Here is a 23,254-nt window from a genome sequence, read left to right as displayed (position 1 = left end):
CCTCCTCTTCCCACCCTCGGTGGATGGCAACCTTGGCTACAACATGGGCTGTTGCAACTTGAAAACAAGACGCCATGCCAACTTCTACACCACGTAGCAAAGCCACCCCAAAGACAGCGCCTGCACCACGCACCAAAGCTTTGGCAAAAGCCAGCAAACCCATGGAAGCCAAACGTGCCGCTATTGCAAAAGCCAAAGCCTTGGCGCCAGATGTCGCTGCAAATATCGGCAGTACGCCAGCCACCCAGTTCCGCGGTGACCCCGACATCTTTGGACGTCTCGTGCAGGACCATGATCGCCATCGCGCCCTGCTGGCCATGGTGTGCGACACCTCAGCCAAATCACCAGACCGTGAAAAGCTCTTTCATGAACTCACGCTGGAGCTGAAAAGTCATGCTGCCGCTGAAGAGCAAGCGCTGTGGTCCACGGTGATGCGCAATCCTGCGACCACGGATGATGCACGCCACGCGGTCAGCGAGCATAAAGAGATCGATGACATGCTGGCCGATCTGGCTGCACGCGACATGGCATCCCCAGCATGGATGCGCCGTTTTACAGCCTTGCGTGATGAATACCTGCACCACATTCGCGAAGAGGAGCAAGAGCAATTCGTCGCAGCGCAAAAGCAACTCTCACCCAGTGATGTGCGTTATATGAAACAAGTTTTCAATCGACGTAAAAAAGAAGAAAAAGCGAACACTAAAATTGAGAAAAAAATTAAACTCAAACAATAAATTTAAAAATCTCTGGCACAAAAAAGCCGCATGCAGCTCACTTCTGCATGCGGCTTTTCTTTTTTCAGCGACTAGCGCTTCACGTTGCGGCGTGCACGCACGGCGGCGGCTAGATGTTGCAGCACAGGGATGGTCTGCTCCATGCTGATGCAGGCATCGGTGAGCGACACACCATGCTGCAGCGTTTGTCCATCCACAATGTCCTGGCGACCTTCGTTCAGGTGGCTCTCGATCATCACGCCCGTGATCCGTGCATCACCTCCCGCAATTTGCGCTGCCACATCGGCGGCCACATCAATCTGACGACGATGCTGCTTGCTGCTGTTGGCATGGGAGAAATCAATCATCACTTGCGGACGCAAACCGGTTTTTTCCAGCAGCTCCGACGCAGCTTGCACATCAGCCGCCGCATAGTTGGGTTGCTTTCCACCGCGCAATATCACATGGCAATCCTGATTGCCACGGGTTTCAAAAATGGCGCTTTGTCCCATCTTGGTCATGCCCATGAAAGCATGCGATGACTGCGCCGCCAGGATGGCATCGCAAGCCACTTTCACGCCACCATCAGTGCCGTTCTTGAAGCCCACCGGACAGGACAAGCCACTGGCCAGTTGGCGATGGCTCTGGCTTTCGGTGGTGCGCGCACCGATGGCGCCCCAGCTGACCAGATCACTGATGAACTGTGGCGAGAGCAAATCCAGAAACTCTGTGCCTGCGGGCAATCCCAGATCCAGCACGTCCAGCAACAGTTGACGCGCCAGCTTCAGCCCTTCGTTCACATTGAAGCTGCCATCCCGATAAGGGTCGTTGATATACCCCTTCCAGCCCACGGTGGTACGCGGCTTTTCAAAGTACACACGCATGACCACCAACAGATCTTGCGACAGCGCATCAGCCTGCACCTTGAGCTGACGCGCATACTCCATGGCTTGGGCATGGTCGTGGATGGAGCATGGCCCCACCACCACAATCAAGCGGTCATCCTGGCCATGCAAGACACGTGATATGGCTTGGCGACTGCTTTCCACCAAGGCCTGGGCCTGTGTACTCGCGGGCAACCATTCCTGCAAAAGGGCAGGAGTCAACAAAGGGCGGACGGCCTTGATTCGGGTGTCGTCAATGCGGGTCGTGTCGAGCGTGGACAAGGTCGTGGGCTTGGTAAAAGTGGATGTGGAGATGGTCATCCCGCCATTGTCGCCGGGTCAGCGAAAAGCTGCCATGACCAAGCACACTCCATCCCCCTGATCTGTCGTAAAAACCAAGCATCACGTGCACCACAGCTAGGCAGAGCCATCTTCAGGCTGCCAATGCATGTGCTTGCGACTCCAGCATCAGGATGTTGCCCACCGTGGCACCATAGTGCTGCGCCACACGCTTGCGCTGTTTGAGCACCGCCTTGTCTTTGCTGACCAGCAGCGCCTTGTGCTGGCTGGCCAGATCAAGGAAATGCTGGTCATCAGGGTCGGTGCAGGTAAAGCGAATCTTGGGCGCTGCGTCCACATATTCCACCGCAGCATCAAATGCAGCCATCACGCCTTCCGGTGTCTTGCCGTAGAACGACACGCGCGGGGCAATCTGGCTGTAGTGCAGCACGCGCTCCAGCTCGATACGCTGTGCCTGATCGGCAATCCAGCGCACGGCACCCTGAGCAACCAACTCCCGAATGGGTGGAATGTGCGGGTCATCAAAGATCAGCATGTCCAGCACCACATTGGTGTCCAGCACCATGGGCCGCGGCTGAGCCCCCGCGTAGCCTGCATTGCATGCAGGCCACTTCAGGAAGATTTTCATGCGCAAGCTCCACTGTCAGCAGAACCTTCCTTGCGGGGTTTGACTGCCCCTTTGATCATGTCAAAGCGGAACAGGCGACACTCGATCGGGCCATTCCACATAGGGGTACGGCGCGATTCTTTCAGGCGCATCTTGCCCGGCAATTTCAGGTCTGGGGTGAGCATCCAGCCACTCCAGCCGCTGTAATTTTTCTTCCAGTGGCTGGCCAGCTGGCTGAAGAACTCGCCACCATCTTCGGTCTGCGCGGTTTCGCGGCCTGCACGCTCCACCACATTCATACGCTCTGCAGCATTGCGGCCAAAGCTGCCGGCTGCGGCAATGCGCTCACCATACGGAGGATTGAGCAGCATCATGCCCGGCTGCTCGCAAGGCGGCATGCGTTGCAGGGCATCACCGCCACGCAGATTCACCGTTTCAGCCACACCAGCGCGCTCGGCATTGCGCTGAGCGAAGTCCACCATGCGGTGCGACACATCGGAGCCGTAGATGGGCACCGGGCTTTCGTCCAGAATCTTGGCTTCTGCCTCATCCAGGATCTGCTCCCATACATGGCGCTGAAAAGGCACCAGCTTCTCAAAGGCAAAACTGCGCAAGATGCCTGCCGGAATCTTTCGCGCAATCTGTGCAGCCTCGATCACCACGGTGCCCGAACCACAGCAGGGGTCGTACAGCGGCTGCGGATTAGGTCCATGCGGGTCCCAGCCCGTGGCAGCAATCATGGCTGCCGCCAGGGTTTCCTTCAGGGGCGCATCGCCCTTGTCTTCGCGCCAGCCACGCTTGAACAGTGCCTCCCCCGACGTATCGATATACAGCGTGCAACTGTCGGTGGTCAGGTGCATGTGCACGCGCACATCGGGGCGGTTGGTCTCCACACTGGGACGCACACCGTTGCGTTTGGCGCGGAAGCGATCGGCAATGGCGTCTTTGATGCGTAGCGCTGCAAAGTTCAGACTGGTCAGAGGGCTGTGCTGGGCCGTCACTTCAATCTTGAAGGTTTCTTTGGGCGTGAACCAGATTTCCCACGCCACTTCACTGGCGGCGCGGTACAGATCGTTCTCGCTGCGGTACTCGGTGTACGAAAGCTCGACCAGTACACGCTGGGCCAGGCGGCTGTAAAGGTTGAGCAGCATGGCATCGCGCCACATGCCACGCACCATGACGCCGCCGCGCCCGGTGAGCACGTCGTCCTTGCCAACGCCGGTAATGGCGCGCACTTCGTCGGCCAGATAGACCTCAACGCCAGCGGCGCAGGGTAAAAACAGATGCAGTTGATTCATAGCAGAAGGCCAAGCATACGCGAGTCACCCTGCCCTTGTGCGGCTGTTGGTTGACTCTGACGGAAAGCAAAAACGCAGCCTCGCGGGCTGCGTTTGCACTTTCTATCGAAAAGAAAGATTTTAAAAGGCCACGCCGGCAACCAGCATGACGTTCGCATACGGCGTGCACTCACCCGTGCGGATCACCGCCCGCGCTTGCGCATTGCGCTGTTTGAACACTTCGTGCGAGACCTGCTCCGTAGGCAGATCGCGCCAGGCAGCAGGCAGCCACGCAGGCATTTGACCACCATGGGCATTCAGCGACTCGGTGGCCAGCACCAGGCGCTCGACCTGCATTTCGCTTTCCAGCGCTTCCAGCACCTGATTTATGCACGGCAAGCCACGCATCACCGCCAGATCGATACAGGGCACACCGGGCGGCACGGGCAGACCCGCATCCCCCACCACTATCAAGTCGTTGTGACCCAGTTGCGCCACCAGATGCGAAAGCGCTGCGTTCAACAGCTTGGTTTTTTTCATGCTTGCTCCACTTCAGCGCGCTGCGGGATGGATGGTTGTGCGCCTGCACGACCAATGCATAGACTGGCAGCACGAATGCCCCACTCCACCGCATGTGCCAGCGTGCAACCTTCGCCCAGACGGGTAGTCATGGTGCCGAGGAAAGTGTCCCCTGCCGAGGTCGTGTCCACCACATGCACCTTGGGCGCAGGATGCACGCTATGCCCTTGGGTATTCAGCGCCATGGCACCTTGGCTGCCCAAGGTCACCACCACTTGCTGTACACCCAGCGCCAGAAAATGCTGGGCGGCGCGCAGTGCGGTGTCCGCATCCGTCACGGCCATGCCCGACAGCTCTGCCGCTTCGTGCTCATTGACCACCAGCGTGTCCAGCAGGGGCCACCAGGCACTGGGCACAGACTTCACTGGAGAAGGGTTCAACACCACTTTGCAGCCCACCTGATGCGCCTGCATGAGCGCGCGGTCCAGCACTTGCAGCGGTGTTTCAAACTGCACCACCAGATAGTCTGCATGCGTGAGCACCTCGATAAAGTTCACAGGCAGATCCGCCTGCGCATTCGCGCCGGGAATCACTGCGATGCGGTTGCTGCCATCGGCCTCCACCATCACCACTGCCGAGCCTGTGGCGACGCCATCACGCACCGCCACATGGGTCACATCCACGCCATCGGCAGCCAGTGCGCTGCGCAGAACCTCGCCATGTGCATCACGGCCCACGCAGCCCACCAGCGCCACATCAGCTCCATGGCGCGCACACGCCACCGCCTGGTTGCCGCCTTTGCCACCGGGGATGTAGCTCAGGTCCTGCGCATGCACGGTTTCGCCGCGAGCGGGTATGGTGTCGCAACGCAGCACCACATCCATATTCAAACTGCCCAGCACAACGATACGGGTCTTGGAAGATTGCGTCATAAAAGCAGCGCTCCAGCGATCAATGTTTGCGCGCGCTGCGGCGCTGGCGAATAGTGTCCACCACCACGGCCACCACAATCACTGCCCCGGTAATAATGCGCTTGCTGGGTTCGCTGGCGCCAATCTGTGCCAAGCCAGCTTCAAGCACGGCGATGATCAACACTCCAAAGAAGGTGTTGATGACGGAACCTCGGCCGCCCATCAGACTGGTGCCGCCGATCACCACGGCAGCAATCACTTGCAGCTCCATGCCAGAGCCTGCATTGGGGTCCGCGGCTTCCAGACGCGCCGATTGCATCAAACCCGCCAAGGCAGCCAAAAAGCCCATGACGGCAAACACGGTGATGCGGATGGGACGAGGGTCGACACCCGCAAGACGCATGGCTTCTTCGTTTGTGCCAATACCCACCACATAGCGGCCAAACACGGTGCGCGACAGCACCAGCTGGCCAATGATGACCACCACGATCGCGATGAAAAATGATGCCGACAGGCCTGCCACCCACGGTGTGGCCAGGCCACCCATGGCATCGCCCACATACTGGGTGCGCGAATCGGTCACCAGGTAGGCGCCGCCGCGCACCGCCTCCAGCATGCCCAGCGAAACAATGAAGCTGGGCAGTTGCCAGGCGACCGAAATGCCGCCAGTGATGGCTCCACAGACCACACCCACCATCAAGCCCAGCACGGCTGCGCCCCAGGCTCCCCACTCCCACTGCAGCATGGCCGCTGCCGCTGCCGCTGCACTCAGCGCCAGCACCGAGCCCACGGACAGGTCAATGCCCGCAATGATCAAAATAAAGGTCATGCCGACGGCCATCACCGCCAGGGCGGGAATTTCATTGGCAATCGACAGCAAGGTGTCCTTGGTGAAGAAATAGTCCGACAGGGAGCTGAACAACGCCACCATGGCAATCAGCACCACAACCAGGCCGATATAGGTGCCCATTTCCTGGCGCCAGGGACTGCGTGCTGCGGGTGGAGTAGAGGTAGAAGTAGAAGACATGGGTCGTAAATATTGTTGTTAGGCCGCTGCAGCAGCAGAGGCTTCATCGGCTACATCGCCAAACGCGGCGGCCAGCAAGGCTTTCTGGCTCCATGCACCGCGTTCAAAAGTGGCCACGATGCGGCCTTGATACATCACGGCGATTCGGTCGCATAGCTCCATCAGCTCACGCAAGTCGCTGGAGACCACCATCACGCCCTTGCCCTGGCTGGTCATGGTGTTGATTTCGGCATACAGGTCCGCGCGAGCGCCCACATCGACACCACGGGTAGGTTCATCCAACAGCACCACAGGGCAATCGCGGTGCAGCCAACGCGCAAAAATCACCTTCTGCTGGTTGCCACCGCTGAGCGTGCCCACAGGTTGCTCTGCATTGAAGGCACGCACCCGCAAGCGCTGGACCATGTGTTTGGCCAGCTGTGCTTCGCGCGAACGGTTGAGCCAGCCACCACCCGAGACCGAGCCCAGATGGCTGAGCGACGTATTCACACGGATCGACTGCGGCAGCAACAGCCCTTGCGCCTTGCGATCTTCAGTAATCAAGCCAATGCCTGCACGTACCGCCTGCATGGGGCTGCGCCAGTTGGGAGTTACGGTTTGCGCTTGCTGGTCAGGGTGCTGCCCCGTCAGTTCAATGTTGCCGCTATCGGCCTTGTCTGCGCCGTAAAGCAGACGCAGCAACTCGGTACGGCCTGCACCCACCAGACCTGCCACACCCAGCACTTCGCCAGCATGCAGCTCCAGGCTCACGTTCTTGACCACCTCGCCACGCGACATGTTTTCCGCCCGCATCAATACAGGGCCAGCCTTGCGGCGCGGTTTTTCGTCCAGCGTTTCCACATGACGGCCCACCATGCGCTCTACCAGCGTAGCCTCGGACAGCCCCTGCATCGGCAATACATCGACCAGGCGGCCGTCACGCAGCACCGCCACGCGCTCGGCTACGCGCTGCAACTCTTCCAGGCGGTGCGAAACGTAGACCAAGGCCACGCCTTGCGCCTTCATCAGATCAATCTGCGTGAACAGGTGCTCGATTTCCTTGGCCGTCAGCATGGCAGTGGGTTCATCGAGCACCAGCACCCGGTTGCCATCGCGCAGATTGCGGGCAATTTCCACCATTTGCTGCATGCCGATGCCCAACTCGGACACCTGGGTGCGAGGATCGATATGGTCCAGCCCCATCTTGGCCAATTGCGCGCGCGCCATTTCGTTGAGTCGGTGGCGATCAACCATGCCAAAACGGTGAGGCAACCGATCCAGCAACAGGTTCTCGGCCACGCTGAGCGTATTCACCAGCCCCAGCTCCTGCAGCACCATGCGAACGCCCTGACGCTCGGCATCAGTGCGTGAGACCGGCGCAAATCGCTGCTCCATGAGCGTCATCTGCCCACGCGTGGGTGCGACCAGACCGCACATGATCTTGGAGCAGGTACTCTTTCCCGCACCGTTTTCGCCCGTCAACGCCAGTACCTCGCCCGCGCGCAGATCCAGGCTGACGCCATCCAGGACGGTGCTGTCACCGTAGTCCTTGCCAATGCCTTGCAGGCGCATGACCACGCTGGCGCGATCTGCTGGATTGGGGTGTGACATGACCCGCCTCTTACTTGGTCACCAGAACCACGTCGGTTTTCACCTCGGCTGGCAACTGGGCTTGGGGCGTCTTGTCCTTGATGGCTTTCAATGCCACATCAATACCGAAAGCCGCTTGCTTGGCGGCAAACTGGTCGGCTGTAGCCAGCACACGGCCGTCCTTGAGCATGGGCTTGATGGCCTGGATGTTGTCATAGCCCACCACAAGCACCTTGCCAGTCTTGCCTGCAGCCTTTACCGCAGCCACAGCTCCCAGCGCCATGGAGTCATTGCCTGCCAGCAGTGCCTTCAGATCAGGATTCTCGCGCATCATGCCTGCCGCCACGGTGTTGCCGTTGGCGATTTCCCAATTGCCCGACTGCACACCTACGATCGTCATCTTGGCGGCGTCCATGGCATCCTTGAAACCAGCTGTACGCTGCTGCGCATTGGTGGTGGTGGAAACGCCTTCAATAATGCCGACCTTGTCACCAGCTTGCAGCTGTTTGGCCAGATGTTCGCCCACAATCTTCGCGCCCAAGCGGTTGTCGGGACCGACGAAAGGAATGTTCAGACCCTTTTCCTTCAGCGCTTCGGGATCAAGGCGGTTGTCGATGTTCACCACGATCACGCCCTTGTCCACCGCACTCTTGAGCACGGGCACCAGTGCCTTGGAGTCAGCCGGTGCAATCACAATTGCCTGTGCCTTCTGAGCCACCATCTGCTCGACCATCTTGATCTGGGCAGCCGTGTCCGTCTCATTCTTGATGCCGTTGCTCACCAGCACATAGTTTTTGTGCTCCTTGTTATGAGCCTTGGCACCATCTTCCATGGTGCGGAAGAACTCATTGGCCAGCGACTTCATGACCAGCGCCACCTTGGGCTTTTCTTCGGCATGGGCTACGGGTGCCAAAGCACCGAAAGCAGCCAAAGTAGCGGCACCAATGGCCAAAAGAGTGTGACGACGTTGTTGCATGGTAGTACTCCGAGCGCTGCTCGCGCTCAACTGGTTAACACTAGCCGGGAAAAGAAAAGCGCCACCCGGAGGTAGCGCATTTCGTGATGGATGTCCGCGCGATTTTATCGGGCAGCCTCCAGCTTAGCCAGCGAGTTAGCACAAACCAACATTGTCGCTACGGGTTGATCCTTTGGCTTACAACGCTTTTCGCAAATTGGCGGGCGCAATCTTCAGCGCTTCTCGGTATTTCGCCACCGTGCGGCGGGCACACTCAATGCCCTGCTCTTTGAGCATTTCTGCAATCTGGCTGTCCGATAGCGGTTTTTTCGGACTTTCTGCCGACACAAATTGCTTGATCAAGGCACGCACCGCCGTGCTGGAAGCATTGCCTCCAGTTTCCGTGCCCAAACCCGAACCAAAGAAAAATTTCAGCTCATAGGTCCCGTGCGGTGTCGCCATGTATTTGGCCGTGGTTACCCGGCTGATAGTGGATTCATGCAAGCCCAGTTCATCGGCAATATCGCGCAACACCAGCGGACGCATGGCCAATTCGCCATGTACAAAGAAGTTTTTTTGCCGATCCACGATGGCTTTGGACACGCGCAAGATGGTGTCAAAGCGTTGCTGCACGTTTTTGATAAACCAGCGTGCTTCTTGCAAACGTTGCTGCAAACCGGCGTGCCCTTCACTGCCCTTGTGGCCTCGCAGCGCCCCCGCGTAGATCTCATGCACGCGTAACCGGGGCATCACATCCGGATTGAGCTGCACGCTGAATTGCATCAGGCCGTCTGCACCACGGCGGTTGGACTTTTTCACAATCACATCGGGCACGATGATATGGCGCTCTACATCGGCGAAGCGGCGTCCAGGCTTGGGCTCCAGCCGCGCAATCATCCCCAAAGCAGCGCGAACCTTGGCTTCGGGCAACCCGCAGACCTGCATGAGCTTGCGCACATCTCTTCGTGCAAGCATTTCCAGGGGTTGGGCGCACACGGACAAAGCCATATCAACCAGTTCGCTGTCATCCCCCTGGTTACGCATATGCTGTAGTTGCAGACGCAAACACTCTGACAAATCGCGCGCTCCAACCCCTACCGGCTCCAGGGACTGCAACAAGCGCAGTGCTACAGTGAAGCGGTGCACCAGCTCTTCCAGTTGCTCCAGATCTTCTGAGCCCGCCAGCCCCTCGGCCAGTTCTTGCAGCGAATCTTCCAGATAGCCGTCATCGTTCAGGTTTTCTATCAAGAACCGTAGCGCACAGGCATCCAGCTCCGACAAGCGCAAGGTCATTGCTTGCTGGTGCAGAAAGTCCGTCAGCGACTCATGTGCCCCCGCCAACTCCAACGCCGTTGGCGCATCTTCCTCGTCATGGCGGCTGCCACGCGCTGGGGCTTCGCTGCCCCATTCACCTTCGTCAAACGATGACATGTCCACACTGCCGTCGCCTTCCCAGTCATTGGGCAGATCATTGTCTGCACCAGAGAAGTCCGGCTCCGCACTGTCTTGCGCAGTGACCGTGCTGTCGGCTGAGGCATGGTGCGATTCATCAACGGCGGATGCGTCGTGCTCGGGTGCGGCATCTGCACGATCCACCCCAGACTCTTCACGGGGGACATCGTCGGTGGACAGTTCCAGGAAAGGGTTGTCGTCGAGCATTTGCTCGACTTCTTGAGAAAGCTCCAGCGTTGATAGCTGCAAGAGGCGAATGGATTGCTGCAGTTGCGGTGTGAGCGCCAAATGCTGTGAGACCCGCAGTGACAAACCTGGCTTCACGCTATACCCCTCTTACTCTCTCTGACCTTGTTGTTCTTTATGACACCGCGAAAGAGGGTTACATGCGGAAGTGTTCGCCGAGGTAAACCCGACGCACATCCGGGTTCTCGACAATTTCCTGCGGTGTCCCTTGTGCCAGCACTGTGCCATCACTGATAATGAACGCGTGGTCACAAATACCCAGTGTTTCGCGTACATTGTGATCGGTAATCAGCACGCCAATACCGCGCTCTTTGAGAAAACCAATAATGCGCTGAATTTCGATCACCGCGATCGGGTCAATACCGGCAAATGGCTCGTCCAGCAAGATGAATCGCGGATTCGTTGCCAGGGCGCGGGCAATTTCCACACGGCGTCGTTCACCGCCCGAGAGCGCCAGGGATGGTGACTTGCGCAAATGCTCCACACGCAACTCTTGCAGCAGTGTGGTGAGTTGCTGCTCAATGGCATCTCGGGACAAAGCCTTGCCCGCCTCGTCGCGCTGCAACTCCAGCACTGCACGCACGTTGTCTTCCACATTCAGCTTGCGGAAGATGGAAGCCTCTTGCGGCAGATACGACAGGCCCAGGCGTGAACGTTGGTGAATAGGCATGCTGCCCACAGAGTGCCCATCTATAAAGACATCCCCTCCGTCACTGCGCACCAGTCCCACAATCATGTAGAAAGAGGTGGTTTTGCCTGCGCCATTGGGGCCGAGCAAACCCACAACTTCACCTTTTTGCACCGTCATGGAAACATCTTTGACCACCTTTCGGCTGCCATAGGACTTGGCCAGATGGCGCGCCTCAAGCTTGCTGCCCCCTGCGCTGTCTTGGATGTGGTCTGTCATTACTTACCTTGCAAATTCAATTCGCTGGAAGGCTGCAAGGGCTGCGCAGGTGCAGTCGATGGCTGCGTGGAAGAGCTGGCCTTGGGTGCCAAAATGGCTCGCACTCGCCCCCCTGAGCCAGCAGGCGCCGATGAGGGTTGGTTGGTGCGCTTTTCGCCATCCACGGTGAAAACATCCGTCAAGTTGTTATAGGTAATGATGCTGCCCATGATGTCGTCGCTGAGCTTGCCTCCGGTATAGCGGCGTAGCTGCGCCCGGCGAATCAGCTTCACATCATCCGTCTTGCCGTTGTACTCGATGACTTCGCCTTCTCCTTCGACAAACTCATCGGGAGCCCCTGGCGGGGTGTCACGCTTTTGGCGAAAGTAGGCCCGCTTGCCCGTGTCTGCCTTGATTGTGCCGTGCTGATAACCCTCTGCATCCTGGCGCACATCAAGCTGCGCGCCGCGCAGCACAATGGTGCCCTTGGTCATCACCACGTTGCCCGTGAAGACGCTGGTTTGCTTGAGCTCGTCATGACGCAAAGCATCCGCTTCGATATTCATGGGTTTGTCACGGTCAGCGCGCTCCGCGTGTGCAACGCCGTAAACCCCGCTAAGGGCTGTCAACAAAAGGCAGGTGATGAGTTTAGGTGTCATGGCAAAGGCACGTTTCTTGCTGGACATTGTAGTCACGCATCCTTGTTTTCCATCAAAAAAGCCCGCACATGGCGGGCTATGTCGGAATGAACCGCTGAGCAATGTTCAGGCTGGCTTATCAAGCCTTGGCGCTTTGTGCCGCCAGATATTCCACCACATTCAGCACATTGGTCATGCTGCCAGCACGAGGTCCATCGGTGTAAAAGCGCCCTGCCACACCCATGGAAGGTACGCCTTCCACGTCATAGGCTTGCTGCAGCGCCGTAGCTTTGCGCACCTGGCTGGATACGTTAAACGAGTTGTAGATTTCCTTGAACTTGTTCACATCAACACCTTGCTTGGCCACCCAGTTGAAGATGTCCTCATCCTTGGCCAGACGGTTGCGCTCTACATGGATGGCGTGGAACACCTTCAGATGCATGGCCTCGAAATTGTCCATGGCTTGCAGGGTGTAATACAGCTTTTGCTGAGGCACAAAGCTGGCATTGAAGGCCACAGGTACACGGCGCACCGTCACATTGGCAGGCTTTTTTTGCAACCAGGCTGCGAATGTGGGCTCAAACGCATTGCAATGCCCGCAGCTGTACCAAAAGAACTCCACCACTTCGACTTTACCGGCAGGGGCCTCGGTCGGAGCGGGTGTAGACAGGCGCAGATATTCCTTGCCTTCCTTGGGCGCAGCCTGTTGCGCCAGCGCAGAATTGGCACCGAAAGCCATGGTGGTAGCAGCTGTGGCTGCAGCCAAAGAGAACTGGCGGCGTTGCATCAAAAGAGCTCCTTATCGAGATATGAGGGGATGTATGAGCGCTGAAAGCTCAAAAAGTTCACTGGCGCACACGAACAAGAGCTGAGTCCACACCCGCTCCGTCCAGCTTTTGTTTGAGCTGTTCGGCATCACCACGCTTGCTAAATGGACCTACACGCACGCGGAACACAGGACGTCCATTTTGCTCACGCTCACTGATGCGGGCTTCCCACCCCAGCATGGCCAACTTGGCTCGCTGAGCATCGGCATCGCCTTGGGTGCGGAAAGCGCCAGCTTGCACAAAGTAGCTGGAGCCATCCGCAGTGGCGGCCGTAACAGGTGCAGCTGCACTGGCAGCTGCTTTAGCCTCGGCGGCGGCTTTGGCCTCGGCAGCCTTGACTTTCGCATTTGCCAGGTCGCCCAGAGGATCTGCGGAGGATGCAGGCGGCTTCGCTACAGGGTCTACCGGCTGCGAAGGCGTCACAGCAACGCTGGGAGGCTCAGGGGCAACCACCGGTGGAGGCAGCGCAGGCGAAGATCCGCGCAAAGGGGAGTTGGGATCCCAGTTGCGGTTGCGCTCACTTTCACTGGCTTCCGTGTTGCGTGCATCCCCTTTATTGAGAAAAGGCACTGGCACTTTGGTGACGTACACCGCCACACCCAGCGCAATACCCAAGCCGAAAATCAAACCGATGATGAGCCCAAGAATGGTGCCACCACGTTGTTGCTTACCCATAAAACCGCCTGTCACGTTGCTAGTTGTTGAGCTTACATGCGCTCAGGTGCGCTCACACCCAGCACTGCCAAGCCATTGTGCAGCACCTGCGCTGTTGCAGCGACCAGTGCCAGACGCGCCAACTTCACGGCCTCGTCGTCCACCAAGATACGCTCTGCATCGTAGTAGCTATGGTAGGCGGAAGCCAAATCACGCAGGTAGAAAGTCACGTCATGTGGTGCATTACCAGCCGCAGCTGCAGTCAGCATTTCTGGGTACTTGGCCAGCAGCAGCATCAGCGCCTGAGCCTGCGGGCCTTGCAACGCGGACAGATCCACATCCTTGAGCACCGTCACGCCGGCGCCGCCTGCCTCTTGCCAGGCGCGCAGTACCGACTGAATACGCGCATGCGCGTATTGCACGTAGTACACCGGATTGTCGTTGTTCTGCGCCACGGCCAGATCCACATCAAAGGTGTACTCGGTGTCAGGCTTGCGGCTGAGCAGGAAGAAGCGCACGGCATCCTTGCTGGTCCATTCGATCAGGTCACGCAAGGTCACATAGGAGCCGGCACGCTTGCTGATCTTCACCTCTTCACCATTGCGCACCACGCGCACCATGGTGTGCAGCACGTAGTCAGGATAGCCGGCAGGAATGCCCACATCCGCAGCCTGCAAACCAGCGCGCACGCGGGCAATAGTGCCGTGATGGTCTGTCCCCTGAATGTTCACCACCTTGGTGAAGCCACGCTTGAACTTCTGGATGTGATAGGCCACATCGGGAACGAAGTAGGTGTAGTTGCCATCGGTCTTGCGCATCACGCGGTCTTTGTCGTCACCGTAGTCGGTGGACTTGAGCCACAGCGCACCGTCTTGCTCGTAGGTGTGCCCATTGGCGATTAGGCGGTTGACCGCATCTTCCACATAACCGTTGGTGTAGAGGCTGGATTCCAGATAGTACTGGTCAAACTTGAGGTTGAAAGCCTGCAGGTCTTTGTCTTGCTCATTGCGCAGATAGGCGACGGCAAAGTTACGAATATTTTCATAATCGTCCACATCGCCGTTGGCAGTGAACTCACGGTCATCGGCCTTGACGGTCTCCTTGTTCAGGAACGCCTGCGCAATGTCGGCAATGTAGTCACCGTTGTAGAAATTCTTGGCCAGCGGATTCTCGCTGTCGGTCGGCCAGCACTCGTCACCGGGCTTGAAGCCCTTGGCGCGCAGCTGCGTGCTCTTGGTGAGGGTGTCAATTTGCACGCCGGCGTCGTTGTAATAGAACTCGCGGTGCACACTCCAGCCTTGGGTGACATACAGATTGCTGATGGCGTCCCCAATGGCAGCCTGACGCCCATGACCCACGTGCAAAGGGCCGGTGGGGTTGGCAGACACAAACTCCACCAAGACTTTTTCGCCACGATCTGCCTGGTAGCCGAACTTTTGCGCTTGGCCCAGCACTTCACGCACCACTTCCTGCTTGGCCGCAGGCTTGAGACGGATGTTCAAGAAGCCGGGGCCTGCAATTTCAATGGCATCTACCCACTTCTGGAAAGCCGCGGTCGCTTCCAGCGCAGTCTTGAGCTGCTCGCCCAAGGCTCGGGGATTGGCCTTCATTGGCTTGGCCAACTGCATGGCCGCTGTACAGGCGAAGTCGCCATGGGCAGCCACCTTGGGGTTTTCAAACGCAGCGCGCGCACCTGCGCCGGGCGACAATGTTTCGAGCTCAGCAGCCAAAGCTGCGAGCAAATCCTGTTTAACGGAGAGCATCGGGCGATTTTACGTGCCCAGGCCACAGCTTGCCCAAGCTGTGGCTTCCATGCGCTTACATCCCGCGTGCCCAGAACACTGCGATGACAGCAATCACAGGAATGATGTGCGCCTGCACCATGATCCACTTGCGCACAAAGCGCACCGACTCTGGCTGTGGCAAAGTACCTGCGACATTCAAGGCTTTCACCCATTTGCGTATGGTGAATGTGGGGCGCAAAGACATGACGGCTGTTACAAAAAACAGCAACATCTTCAGGTGAAACAAAGGCTGCGAGACATACCAGGTCAGCCCTTTTGCCCCCCAGACTATGCGCGCAATACCCGTAAGCAAAAGTGCCAGCGCTGCCAGCCCGTAAATCATGTCCAGCCTTGCCAAGCGGCGCACCACCGCTTCGCTCATCCACTCCACGCGACACAAAGCCGCCTCGCTGGAAAGAAACACCACCAAGGTCAAAATAGCCAGCAAATGCAGGCTGGCCAAAATTGCTTCCAGGGTCATCGTTGTACGCCTTTGCTCCAAAACTCAGGGCGCTCATACTGGCCCTTGAGATAATCCATCCATAAGCGTAGCCGCAAAGTCATGTGCTTGCGCTGTGGAAATACCAAGTAGATACCGTTAGGCGGCGCAGCAAAGTCAGCCAACACCTCAACCAGTCGGCCCGCAGCAATTTCTGCCTCCACCTCCCAGGTACTGCGCCAGGCCACGCCCCAGCCACCCAGGCACCAATCATGCAGCACCTGCCCATCGGAGCAATCCAGCGGCCCGGCAGGTTTGAAGTGCACAACCTCCGTCCCCCCATCGCGGCTGGGCAGACGAAACGCCCAGCCCCGGGTTTGGGAAGCATCACTGGACAGCGTCAGACAGCGGTGCTGCGCCAGCTCTGACGGATGCTTGGGTGTGCCATGGCCTTGCAGATAAGCAGGCGTCGCCACACACAGGCGTCGATTGTCTGCCATGCGCACGCTGATCAAGGATGAGTCCGGCAAGTCGCCCACCCGCACCGCACAGTCATAGCCCTCTCCAGCCAGATCAACTACGCGATCGCTCAGATTGAGCGAAATGGTGACATCGGGGTGCATGTCATGAAACAGCGGTACCAGCGGGGCCACATGGCGACGGCCAAAACCTGCAGGTGCCGTCAGTCTCAAATGTCCCGTGGCTTTCACCCCTCCTGCAGATACGCTGGCCTCCGCATTGGCCACATCGGCCAGCAAACGCTGGCAATCCTCCAAAAAGGCGCTGCCTTCATGGGTGAGACTGATGCGCCGCGTGGTGCGCACCATGAGCTTGACGCCCAAATGCTCTTCCAGGGCATCCAGACGCCGCCCCATGATGGCAGGCGCCACGCCCTCAGCCTTGGCGGCTGCTGTCAAACTGCCTTTGGTGGCAACAGAAACAAAGGATTCAAAGGCTTTGAGCTTGTCCATGGCAGCAACAACTTATGCATCAGACTGGCTCTAACGCTGATAACGACAGCATTAGAAGCTATGTTTTCAAGATCGCAGGCACCCTGCATGACAGCACAAGTGTTGCTCACTTTTGCATAAAAGTCATCAGTTCTGCACTTTTTGCACGATTTATTAACTCCTGGATTTGCAATACAGTGGCAGCGAAGGCTCCAAGCTATGGAGCCATGGCTTATCAATGATCCAAGGAGCACCCTCCATGACTGCACGCACCCAAGTCCACGGTTTGCAAGTTGCCAACGAACTGCACACCTTTATCAATGAGCAAGTGCTGCCCGGCACAGGCGTGGATGCAGCCACGTTCTGGAAGGGCTTTGATGCCATCGTGAGCGATCTGGCTCCAAAAAATGCTGCACTGCTGGCCGAACGCGATCGCATTCAGGCAGAACTGGACACCTGGCACAAAGCCAACCCTGGGCCCATCGCAGACATGGCGGGATATCAAAAGTTTCTGGCCCAGATTGGCTATCTGGTCGAACAACCCAAGGATGCCAAGGCCACCACTGAAAACGTCGATGCAGAGCTGGCAACCATGGCTGGCCCTCAACTGGTGGTTCCCATCCTCAATGCACGCTACGCCCTGAACGCAGCCAACGCCCGCTGGGGATCCCTGTATGACGCGCTGTACGGTACCGACGCCATCAGTGAAGAAAATGGCGCAGAAAAAGGCAAGGGCTACAACCCTGTGCGTGGTGCCAAAGTCATTGAGTTTGCACGCAACTTCCTGGACCAGGCCGCACCTTTGGCTGCAGGCTCGCACAAAGATGCCACCGCCTACAAGGTGGAAGACCGCAAGCTGACCATCGCCTTGAAAGATGGCAGCACCACCCACCTGAAAGACGCTGACAAGTTCGTCGGTTACCAGGGTGATGCCGCAGCGCCCTCTTCGGTGCTGCTGAAAAATAACGGGCTTCACATTGACATCATCATCAACAAGTCCACCCCCATCGGCCAAAGCGATGCAGCTGGCGTGTCCGACGTGGTGGTGGAAGCAGCTGTGTCGACCATTCTGGACCTGGAAGATTCTGTCGCGGCCGTCGATGCTGAAGACAAGGTGCTCGGCTACAGCAACTGGCTGGGCATCCTGAAGGGCACACTCACAGAGTCATTCGACAAGGGCGGCAAAACCGTGACCCGCGGCCTGAACGGCGATCGCACCTACACCGGCGCCAATGGTCAGCCCGTGAAGCTGCATGGCCGCTCGCTGATGTTTGTGCGCAATGTGGGCCACCTGATGACCAACCCCGCCATTCTGTGGGGTGTTGAGGGCAAAGAAATTCCTGAAGGCATCATGGATGCCATGATCACCACCACCATTGCCATCCATGACCTCAAGGGCCTGGGAGCCAATGGCATCCGCAACAGCCGCACCGGAAGCGTCTACATCGTCAAGCCCAAAATGCACGGGCCCGCCGAAGTGGCCTTTGCCAATGAGCTGTTTGCGCGTGTGGAACAGGTGCTGGGCCTGAAGGAAAACACCGTCAAGCTGGGCATCATGGACGAAGAGCGCCGCACTTCCGTGAACCTCAAGGCCGCGATTGCTGCGGCACCGGCCCGCGTGGCCTTTATCAACACCGGCTTCCTGGATCGCACTGGCGACGAAATGCACACGGCCATGCATGCAGGCCCTATGGTGCGCAAGGGCGACATGAAAGCATCCGCTTGGCTGCAAGCTTATGAAAAGAGCAACGTGCTGGTTGGCCTGACCATGGGTCTGCGTGGCCGCGCTCAGATCGGCAAGGGCATGTGGGCCATGCCCGATCTGATGGCCGCCATGCTGGAGCAGAAGATTGGTCACCCCAAAGCTGGCGCCAACACCGCCTGGGTGCCTTCGCCCACCGGAGCCACCCTGCACGCCCTGCACTATCACCAGATCAACGTTGCCGATGTGCAAAAAGAGCTGGAAAAGACCAGCGCTGATACCGAACGCGCCAACATTCTGGCCGACCTGCTGCAAATTCCTGTGGCCAAGGATCCCAAATGGACCGATGCAGAGAAGCAGCAAGAGCTGGACAACAACGTCCAAGGCATTCTGGGCTATGTGGTGCGCTGGGTGGATCAGGGCGTAGGCTGCTCCAAGGTTCCAGACATCCACAACGTGGGCCTGATGGAAGATCGCGCCACATTGCGCATCTCCAGCCAGCACATTGCCAACTGGCTGTTGCACGGCGTGGTGACCGAGGCGCAAGTGCGAGAAACCTTTGCTCGCATGGCCAAGGTGGTGGACCAGCAAAACGCCGGTGATGCAGCTTACAAAAGCCTGGCTGCCAACCCCACAGGAGCAGCCATGCAAGCGGCGCTGGACTTGGTGTTCAAGGGCGTGGCCCAACCTTCTGGCTACACCGAGCCACTGTTGCACGCATGGCGTCTGAAGGTCAAGGCTGGTGCTTAAAGCGCGACGCTTCTGGCACTTCATGCATAAGGGTTAGAGACCCGTGCATTTGGAAAAAGGCACCTTCGGGTGCCTTTTGTTTGGGAGCGTGGAGCAAGCAAAGTTCTGCACCCCATCTTTCTGCACATCATCAACCAGAAACCGAAAATGGCAGCATCTCTCCCAGAGAGTGCACAATGATCCCCAGAGCTACGCACCTTGATACGTCAATCCAGTTGAGGGATATGGTTGTGGCATTCAGAGAGTGTGGCTGGATTGTTTGAGTCGCCCAAAACAGCATTGAAGGCTCCCACCTACGCATACTTCACCCAACACATTGCCCGCAGGTGAAAGCAAGATGGGCGAAAGCCTGGCTCTTGGCATACCCGGGCGGCGCTACCTTGCTGCGGATTCGGTCTATAACGAAGCTGCACTTCGAACGAAAGGGCTGCTACCCTACACAAGCATCCGTGCGAACGTCCGCTTCCACGTGACATCACAGAGCCCTCGCATAGGTCCCAGGTCCATTGATACCATGCGCGCTTCATACCCACAGGCAAATTTGGCAAAGCTGAGGATCAAAATCATGCATGCGCTTCGCCCCTTGTTTTCCGCTCTTGTCAGTGGATGGATTCTTGCCGCATGCAGCACTGTGCACATGCCATCCTTCATGGACTCCGTGCAATGGCAGCAGCATCTGAGCACAGCTTCCTTGCCTGCCATCCTGCTTCTGGGCGAGCAACACGACGCTCCCGAACACCAGCAATGGCAGCTGGCCACTATCCAGGGCCTGATAAAACGCCAGCAGCTAGGCGCCGTAGTACTGGAGATGGCGGACCATGGCTATGACACTCAAGGCCTAGCTGCCACTGCAACAGAGTCTGAGGTACAGCAAACCCTGAAGTGGAATGACGAGGGTTGGCCGTGGAAAGCCTATGGCCCATCCGTGATGGCTGCCGTGCGCGCCGGGGTGCCGATATTCGGGGGAAATCTGCCGCGCATGCATATGAAAGAGGTGATGCAACAAACCCTCTGGGACAGTCACCTGCCTGCTACTGCATGGGACCGTCAGCGCGATGCCATTCGGTCCGGCCATTGTGATCTGCTGCCTGAGCACCAGATTGCGCCCATGGCGCGCATTCAGCTAGCCAAAGATGCTCGCATGGCACAAACAGCCACCAGCCTCTTGCAGCCCGCTAAAACGGTGGTACTGATTGCAGGCCGTGGCCATGTTCTGCGCAGCATTGGCATTCCTACCTGGCTCCCTGCTCATGTGCATGCCACCGTTGCCATTGGCCAGGCGGGCGATAAGCCACAATCTGTACCGCAAGACAGCGACTTCATCGTGCGTACCCCCGCGGTACCGGAGAAAGACCACTGCACTGCGCTGAAAGCACAGTGGCATCAATTGAAAAAATAAGCAGTATCCAATCCAGTGCATGGAGGGAGCCCGGGGCAGGCTTGCTACTTCTGTCCCACCCAGGCTCAGGCGTGCGCTATTCCCCCTGGAACACTCAAACTTGCGCGCTCGCACCTACACTGCTGCCCCATGCTATCTGCAATCAATCCTCAGGCTTGCCCCTTGTGTGGTCAAGCAAACCAATGCGCTGTCGCAGCAGGCTTGCCTGCCGAAACGTGCTGGTGCATGCAATCCAGGATTGCCCCGCAGGCCTTGGAAAAAATTCCTACTGAGTCACGTGGCAAGGCGTGTATCTGCGCGCACTGTGGACAAGTGTCACCAACTGACATGCCAAGCGATACGTAAACGCGTAGGCTGCGAACCCTTTCGCCTTTTTTGAGTTTAGGTTTCTCATGTCCTTGTTCGCCCCCAGTCCCACTGACGCTCTGAAAACACGTTATGGCGAACACTACCGCTGGCTGCTGCTGATGGCGCTGATGGTAGGCACGATTGCATCCATCATTCCATCCACCAGCGTCAATGTCGCCATCCCTGCTATCAGCGACTATTTCCACCTGGGACAAGAACGGGCGCAGTGGATCACTTCGGCATTTATGGTGGCATCTACCGTAGCCATGCTCATAACGCCATGGATGCTTTCGCGCTTTGGCTATCGCGCCACGTACGCCTACGCTATTGGCCTGCTCATGGCCGGCGGCATTGCTGGCGGCATTGCCCAGCACTTTGAACTGCTACTCCTGTCTCGCCTGGCAGAAGGGGTTGCCGCAGGCATCATCCAGCCAATTCCGGCCGTCATCATCCTGCGCGCTTTCAAACCTACAGAACAAGGACGTGCTGGTGGTATGTTTGGCATGGGTGTGGTGCTGGCACCTGCAATTGCGCCTGCTTTGGGGGGCATGCTGGTGGACTGGATGGGCTGGCGCAGCACATTCTTCATGGTGGTGCCGCCGTGCCTGCTTTCTCTTTGGCTGGCCTGGAAATTCGTACCGACCTCATCCCCCGACGGGACTGCACAAGCCAGCGGAAACAAGCTCGATGTGCTGGGCCTGGGGCTGGTGACTGTGGGTACCCTCGGCATGCTCAATGCTTTGGTCGCCTTCCACCACAACCATGTCCATGCCGCATTCCTGTTGGCAATTTCACTGCTCTGCCTGATTGGTTTTGTCATGTGGCAACGGCGTTTGCTGCACACCCAGCGCAAACCGTTGATGGATTTGCGACTGTTCGCCTACAAGCCTTTTGTCATGGGTTGTATCGTCGCTTTCATTTATGGCACGGCGATGTTTGGCTCCACCTATCTGCTGCCCCTATTTATTCAAATGGGCATGGGACTTTCGGCCAGTTATGCCGGTAACTTGCTGCTGCCTGCAGGCATCGTACTGGCCATCACCATTCCTCTGGTAGGCCGCATGGCTGATAAGCAGCCCACCCACTGGCTGGTCAGCATCGGCATGCTACTGCTGGCAATTTCTTTTGGCCTGATGCTGTGGGCAGGACCAAGCATGGCACTGTGGCTGCTGGCCAGCTTTATTGTGGTCGGTCGTGTTGGCCTTGGATTTATCTTGCCCAGCTTGAATCTGGGCGCCATGCGCCCACTGGACAAAGCACTCATCGCCCAAGGTGCCAGCACCATCAGCTTTATTCGTATGCTGGGCGGAGCCATTGGTGTAGGCCTGTGCGGCATCGTTCTTGAATGGCGTCTGGCGGTACAAGCCGCCAATCCAAGTTTGACTGACTTACAGGCACGCGTTGCCGCGTTTCATGAAAGCTTTGTCATGCTCACCGTGCTGTGCTTGCTGGCTTTCGCCGCAGCAACCCAGCTACGCTCTCCCAGCAGCAAAACCGCTTCTTAAGCTGTAGCTTGCCACAAGAACACCTACAAGCACGTTAGGCTATATACCTTTGATTGCTTGAGACGGAATCCGCGCCTATGTGCCAGCTGCTAGGAATGAACTGCAACACCCCCACCGATGTGCGCTTTAGCTTCAGCGGCTTTGCGCAGCGTGCGGGCAATACGGGTGATCACACTGATGGCTGGGGCATTGCGTTCTTCGAGGACAAAGGTCTGCGTCATTTTGTGGACCACGAGCGCGCCATTGACTCCCCTGTTGCACAGCTGATTCGCCAGTACCCCATCAAAAGCCAGAATGTCATCGCCCACATCCGCAAAGCTACTCAAGGAGTGGTCAGTCTGCAAAACTGCCACCCCTTTGTGCGTGAATTGTGGGGACGGAACTGGGTATTTGCCCACAATGGCGATTTGAAGAACTTCGCGCCCAAACTGCACACGCACTTTCACCCTATTGGCAGCACTGACAGTGAATTGGCATTTTGTTGGATCATGCAAGAGTTGTGGAAATCGCACGCTGGCGTACCCAGCATTGAAGAGCTCACCCTCACGCTGCAAGAGCTGGCATCGCGCATCTCACCGCACGGCACGTTCAATTTCCTGCTCTCCAACGGCGAGGCTCTATGGTCCCATGCCACAAGCAACCTCTTTTATACCGAGCGTTGCCACCCCTTTGCCTCAGCCCATCTGGCCGATGAAGACCTGAGCGTGGACTTCTCCAGCGAAACCACGCCCAATGACAAAGTCGCAGTCATTGTCACTGCACCGCTTACCAAAAATGAGTGCTGGACACAGTTTGAACAAGGTGTGGTGAATGTGTTTGTGGACGGTCGCCTGTATCTGGGCCAGAAATCCGAGACTTCATGAAAAAGGAGCGCCTGGATCCCCCAGTTCTTTATCTCACCCCCCCTCAAAT

The 23,254-nt window shown here is 57.8% G+C and carries 22 protein-coding genes; 6 read left to right on the top strand and 16 right to left on the bottom strand.

The window, feature by feature from the left end:
• The first annotated feature begins 74 nt into the window (after window positions 1-74).
• The gene (locus QEP11_RS14445) at window positions 75-734 is read left to right on the top strand and encodes a hemerythrin domain-containing protein (protein WP_284337355.1); all 660 of its coding nucleotides are present in this window, start codon (window positions 75-77) and stop codon (window positions 732-734) included.
• 71 nt (window positions 735-805) lie between these two features.
• Here the strand turns inward: QEP11_RS14445 and QEP11_RS14440 are convergent, their stop codons facing one another.
• From QEP11_RS14440 to QEP11_RS14365, 16 genes are all read right to left on the bottom strand, one after another.
• On the bottom strand, window positions 806-1,918 hold the full coding sequence (locus QEP11_RS14440) for a 3-deoxy-7-phosphoheptulonate synthase (RefSeq protein ID WP_284337354.1): 1,113 nt from the start codon (window positions 1,916-1,918) through the stop codon (window positions 806-808).
• 112 nt (window positions 1,919-2,030) lie between these two features.
• A complete protein-coding gene (locus tag QEP11_RS14435; RefSeq protein ID WP_284337353.1) occupies window positions 2,031-2,525 on the bottom strand; it encodes a putative toxin-antitoxin system toxin component, PIN family in 495 nt (164 codons plus the stop codon).
• Entirely contained in the window at window positions 2,522-3,802 is a 1,281-nt protein-coding gene (locus QEP11_RS14430) for a THUMP domain-containing class I SAM-dependent RNA methyltransferase (RefSeq protein ID WP_284337352.1), read from the bottom strand. Before QEP11_RS14430 ends, QEP11_RS14435 begins: the two co-directional genes overlap by 4 nt.
• Window positions 3,803-3,922: 120 nt before the next feature.
• Window positions 3,923-4,321, bottom strand: a complete 399-nt coding sequence (gene rbsD, locus QEP11_RS14425) for a D-ribose pyranase (protein ID WP_284337351.1) — start codon at window positions 4,319-4,321, stop codon at window positions 3,923-3,925.
• Window positions 4,318-5,232: a ribokinase gene (rbsK, locus tag QEP11_RS14420; protein ID WP_284337350.1), complete on the bottom strand. Its 915-nt coding sequence runs from the start codon at window positions 5,230-5,232 to the stop codon at window positions 4,318-4,320. Before rbsK ends, rbsD begins: the two co-directional genes overlap by 4 nt.
• Before the next feature lie 19 nt (window positions 5,233-5,251).
• Window positions 5,252-6,238, bottom strand: a complete 987-nt coding sequence (locus tag QEP11_RS14415; RefSeq protein ID WP_284337349.1) for an ABC transporter permease — start codon at window positions 6,236-6,238, stop codon at window positions 5,252-5,254.
• 18 nt (window positions 6,239-6,256) lie between these two features.
• Window positions 6,257-7,828, bottom strand: coding sequence for a sugar ABC transporter ATP-binding protein (locus tag QEP11_RS14410; protein WP_284337348.1), 1,572 nt, complete (start codon window positions 7,826-7,828; stop codon window positions 6,257-6,259).
• Between the two features lie 10 nt (window positions 7,829-7,838).
• On the bottom strand, window positions 7,839-8,783 hold the full coding sequence (locus tag QEP11_RS14405) for a sugar ABC transporter substrate-binding protein (RefSeq protein ID WP_284337347.1): 945 nt from the start codon (window positions 8,781-8,783) through the stop codon (window positions 7,839-7,841).
• 177 nt (window positions 8,784-8,960) lie between these two features.
• Window positions 8,961-10,538 (bottom strand): RNA polymerase factor sigma-54, encoded by a 1,578-nt coding sequence (locus QEP11_RS14400; protein ID WP_284337346.1) that lies wholly within the window; start codon window positions 10,536-10,538, stop codon window positions 8,961-8,963.
• A gap of 58 nt (window positions 10,539-10,596) precedes the next feature.
• Window positions 10,597-11,367 (bottom strand): LPS export ABC transporter ATP-binding protein, encoded by a 771-nt coding sequence (gene lptB / locus QEP11_RS14395; protein ID WP_284337345.1) that lies wholly within the window; start codon window positions 11,365-11,367, stop codon window positions 10,597-10,599.
• Window positions 11,367-12,005 carry a lipopolysaccharide transport periplasmic protein LptA gene (lptA, locus tag QEP11_RS14390; RefSeq protein WP_284337572.1) on the bottom strand — a complete coding sequence of 213 codons (639 nt, stop codon included), beginning with the start codon at window positions 12,003-12,005 and terminating at the stop codon, window positions 11,367-11,369. Before lptA ends, lptB begins: the two co-directional genes overlap by 1 nt.
• Window positions 12,006-12,123: 118 nt before the next feature.
• On the bottom strand, window positions 12,124-12,771 hold the full coding sequence (locus QEP11_RS14385; RefSeq protein ID WP_284337344.1) for a thiol:disulfide interchange protein DsbA/DsbL: 648 nt from the start codon (window positions 12,769-12,771) through the stop codon (window positions 12,124-12,126).
• Window positions 12,772-12,829: 58 nt separating this feature from the next.
• Window positions 12,830-13,486: an SPOR domain-containing protein gene (locus QEP11_RS14380; RefSeq protein ID WP_284337343.1), complete on the bottom strand. Its 657-nt coding sequence runs from the start codon at window positions 13,484-13,486 to the stop codon at window positions 12,830-12,832.
• 32 nt (window positions 13,487-13,518) lie between these two features.
• On the bottom strand, window positions 13,519-15,228 hold the full coding sequence (argS, locus tag QEP11_RS14375; protein WP_284337342.1) for an arginine--tRNA ligase: 1,710 nt from the start codon (window positions 15,226-15,228) through the stop codon (window positions 13,519-13,521).
• A gap of 55 nt (window positions 15,229-15,283) precedes the next feature.
• Window positions 15,284-15,730 carry a DUF2214 family protein gene (locus QEP11_RS14370; protein ID WP_284337341.1) on the bottom strand — a complete coding sequence of 149 codons (447 nt, stop codon included), beginning with the start codon at window positions 15,728-15,730 and terminating at the stop codon, window positions 15,284-15,286.
• A complete protein-coding gene (locus QEP11_RS14365; RefSeq protein ID WP_284337340.1) occupies window positions 15,727-16,659 on the bottom strand; it encodes a LysR family transcriptional regulator in 933 nt (310 codons plus the stop codon). Before QEP11_RS14365 ends, QEP11_RS14370 begins: the two co-directional genes overlap by 4 nt.
• Before the next feature lie 238 nt (window positions 16,660-16,897).
• Here QEP11_RS14365 and QEP11_RS14360 point away from each other — a divergent pair, with 238 nt between their 5' ends.
• From QEP11_RS14360 to QEP11_RS14340, 5 genes are all read left to right on the top strand, one after another.
• The gene (locus tag QEP11_RS14360; protein WP_284337339.1) at window positions 16,898-19,090 is read left to right on the top strand and encodes a malate synthase G; all 2,193 of its coding nucleotides are present in this window, start codon (window positions 16,898-16,900) and stop codon (window positions 19,088-19,090) included.
• A 637-nt stretch (window positions 19,091-19,727) separates the two neighbouring features.
• Window positions 19,728-20,489, top strand: coding sequence for a ChaN family lipoprotein (locus QEP11_RS14355; RefSeq protein ID WP_284337338.1), 762 nt, complete (start codon window positions 19,728-19,730; stop codon window positions 20,487-20,489).
• 129 nt (window positions 20,490-20,618) lie between these two features.
• On the top strand, window positions 20,619-20,834 hold the full coding sequence (locus tag QEP11_RS14350) for a cysteine-rich CWC family protein (protein ID WP_284337337.1): 216 nt from the start codon (window positions 20,619-20,621) through the stop codon (window positions 20,832-20,834).
• A 47-nt stretch (window positions 20,835-20,881) separates the two neighbouring features.
• Window positions 20,882-22,342, top strand: a complete 1,461-nt coding sequence (locus QEP11_RS14345; RefSeq protein WP_284337336.1) for a DHA2 family efflux MFS transporter permease subunit — start codon at window positions 20,882-20,884, stop codon at window positions 22,340-22,342.
• A gap of 77 nt (window positions 22,343-22,419) precedes the next feature.
• Window positions 22,420-23,205 (top strand): class II glutamine amidotransferase, encoded by a 786-nt coding sequence (locus QEP11_RS14340; RefSeq protein ID WP_284337335.1) that lies wholly within the window; start codon window positions 22,420-22,422, stop codon window positions 23,203-23,205.
• The last annotated feature ends 49 nt before the right edge of the window (window positions 23,206-23,254 follow it).

Origin of the sequence: Comamonas halotolerans (assembly GCF_030162935.1) — a bacterium.
Classification (GTDB): domain Bacteria; phylum Pseudomonadota; class Gammaproteobacteria; order Burkholderiales; family Burkholderiaceae_C; genus Comamonas; species Comamonas halotolerans.
The sequence above is the reverse complement of the archived record's forward strand: the minus strand, read 5'-3'. Positions and strand labels throughout refer to the sequence as shown.

Excerpts from the sequence above, each read along its gene's own strand:
- QEP11_RS14445 (WP_284337355.1), top strand. The coding sequence starts at position 75 with ATGCCAACTTCTACACCACGTAGCAAAGCCACCCCAAAGACAGCGCCT.
- QEP11_RS14370 (WP_284337341.1), bottom strand. The coding sequence starts at position 15,730 with ATGACCCTGGAAGCAATTTTGGCCAGCCTGCATTTGCTGGCTATTTTG.
- QEP11_RS14430 (WP_284337352.1), bottom strand. The coding sequence starts at position 3,802 with ATGAATCAACTGCATCTGTTTTTACCCTGCGCCGCTGGCGTTGAGGTC.
- QEP11_RS14365 (WP_284337340.1), bottom strand. The coding sequence starts at position 16,659 with ATGGACAAGCTCAAAGCCTTTGAATCCTTTGTTTCTGTTGCCACCAAA.
- QEP11_RS14340 (WP_284337335.1), top strand. The coding sequence starts at position 22,420 with ATGTGCCAGCTGCTAGGAATGAACTGCAACACCCCCACCGATGTGCGC.
- QEP11_RS14415 (WP_284337349.1), bottom strand. The coding sequence starts at position 6,238 with ATGTCTTCTACTTCTACCTCTACTCCACCCGCAGCACGCAGTCCCTGG.
- QEP11_RS14355 (WP_284337338.1), top strand. The coding sequence starts at position 19,728 with ATGCCATCCTTCATGGACTCCGTGCAATGGCAGCAGCATCTGAGCACA.
- lptB (WP_284337345.1), bottom strand. The coding sequence starts at position 11,367 with ATGACAGACCACATCCAAGACAGCGCAGGGGGCAGCAAGCTTGAGGCG.
- QEP11_RS14435 (WP_284337353.1), bottom strand. The coding sequence starts at position 2,525 with ATGAAAATCTTCCTGAAGTGGCCTGCATGCAATGCAGGCTACGCGGGG.
- argS (WP_284337342.1), bottom strand. The coding sequence starts at position 15,228 with ATGCTCTCCGTTAAACAGGATTTGCTCGCAGCTTTGGCTGCTGAGCTC.
- QEP11_RS14350 (WP_284337337.1), top strand. The coding sequence starts at position 20,619 with ATGCTATCTGCAATCAATCCTCAGGCTTGCCCCTTGTGTGGTCAAGCA.
- QEP11_RS14405 (WP_284337347.1), bottom strand. The coding sequence starts at position 8,783 with ATGCAACAACGTCGTCACACTCTTTTGGCCATTGGTGCCGCTACTTTG.
- rbsD (WP_284337351.1), bottom strand. The coding sequence starts at position 4,321 with ATGAAAAAAACCAAGCTGTTGAACGCAGCGCTTTCGCATCTGGTGGCG.
- QEP11_RS14360 (WP_284337339.1), top strand. The coding sequence starts at position 16,898 with ATGACTGCACGCACCCAAGTCCACGGTTTGCAAGTTGCCAACGAACTG.
- lptA (WP_284337572.1), bottom strand. The coding sequence starts at position 12,005 with ATGACACCTAAACTCATCACCTGCCTTTTGTTGACAGCCCTTAGCGGG.
- rbsK (WP_284337350.1), bottom strand. The coding sequence starts at position 5,232 with ATGACGCAATCTTCCAAGACCCGTATCGTTGTGCTGGGCAGTTTGAAT.
- QEP11_RS14380 (WP_284337343.1), bottom strand. The coding sequence starts at position 13,486 with ATGGGTAAGCAACAACGTGGTGGCACCATTCTTGGGCTCATCATCGGT.
- QEP11_RS14345 (WP_284337336.1), top strand. The coding sequence starts at position 20,882 with ATGTCCTTGTTCGCCCCCAGTCCCACTGACGCTCTGAAAACACGTTAT.
- QEP11_RS14385 (WP_284337344.1), bottom strand. The coding sequence starts at position 12,771 with ATGCAACGCCGCCAGTTCTCTTTGGCTGCAGCCACAGCTGCTACCACC.
- QEP11_RS14440 (WP_284337354.1), bottom strand. The coding sequence starts at position 1,918 with ATGACCATCTCCACATCCACTTTTACCAAGCCCACGACCTTGTCCACG.
- QEP11_RS14410 (WP_284337348.1), bottom strand. The coding sequence starts at position 7,828 with ATGTCACACCCCAATCCAGCAGATCGCGCCAGCGTGGTCATGCGCCTG.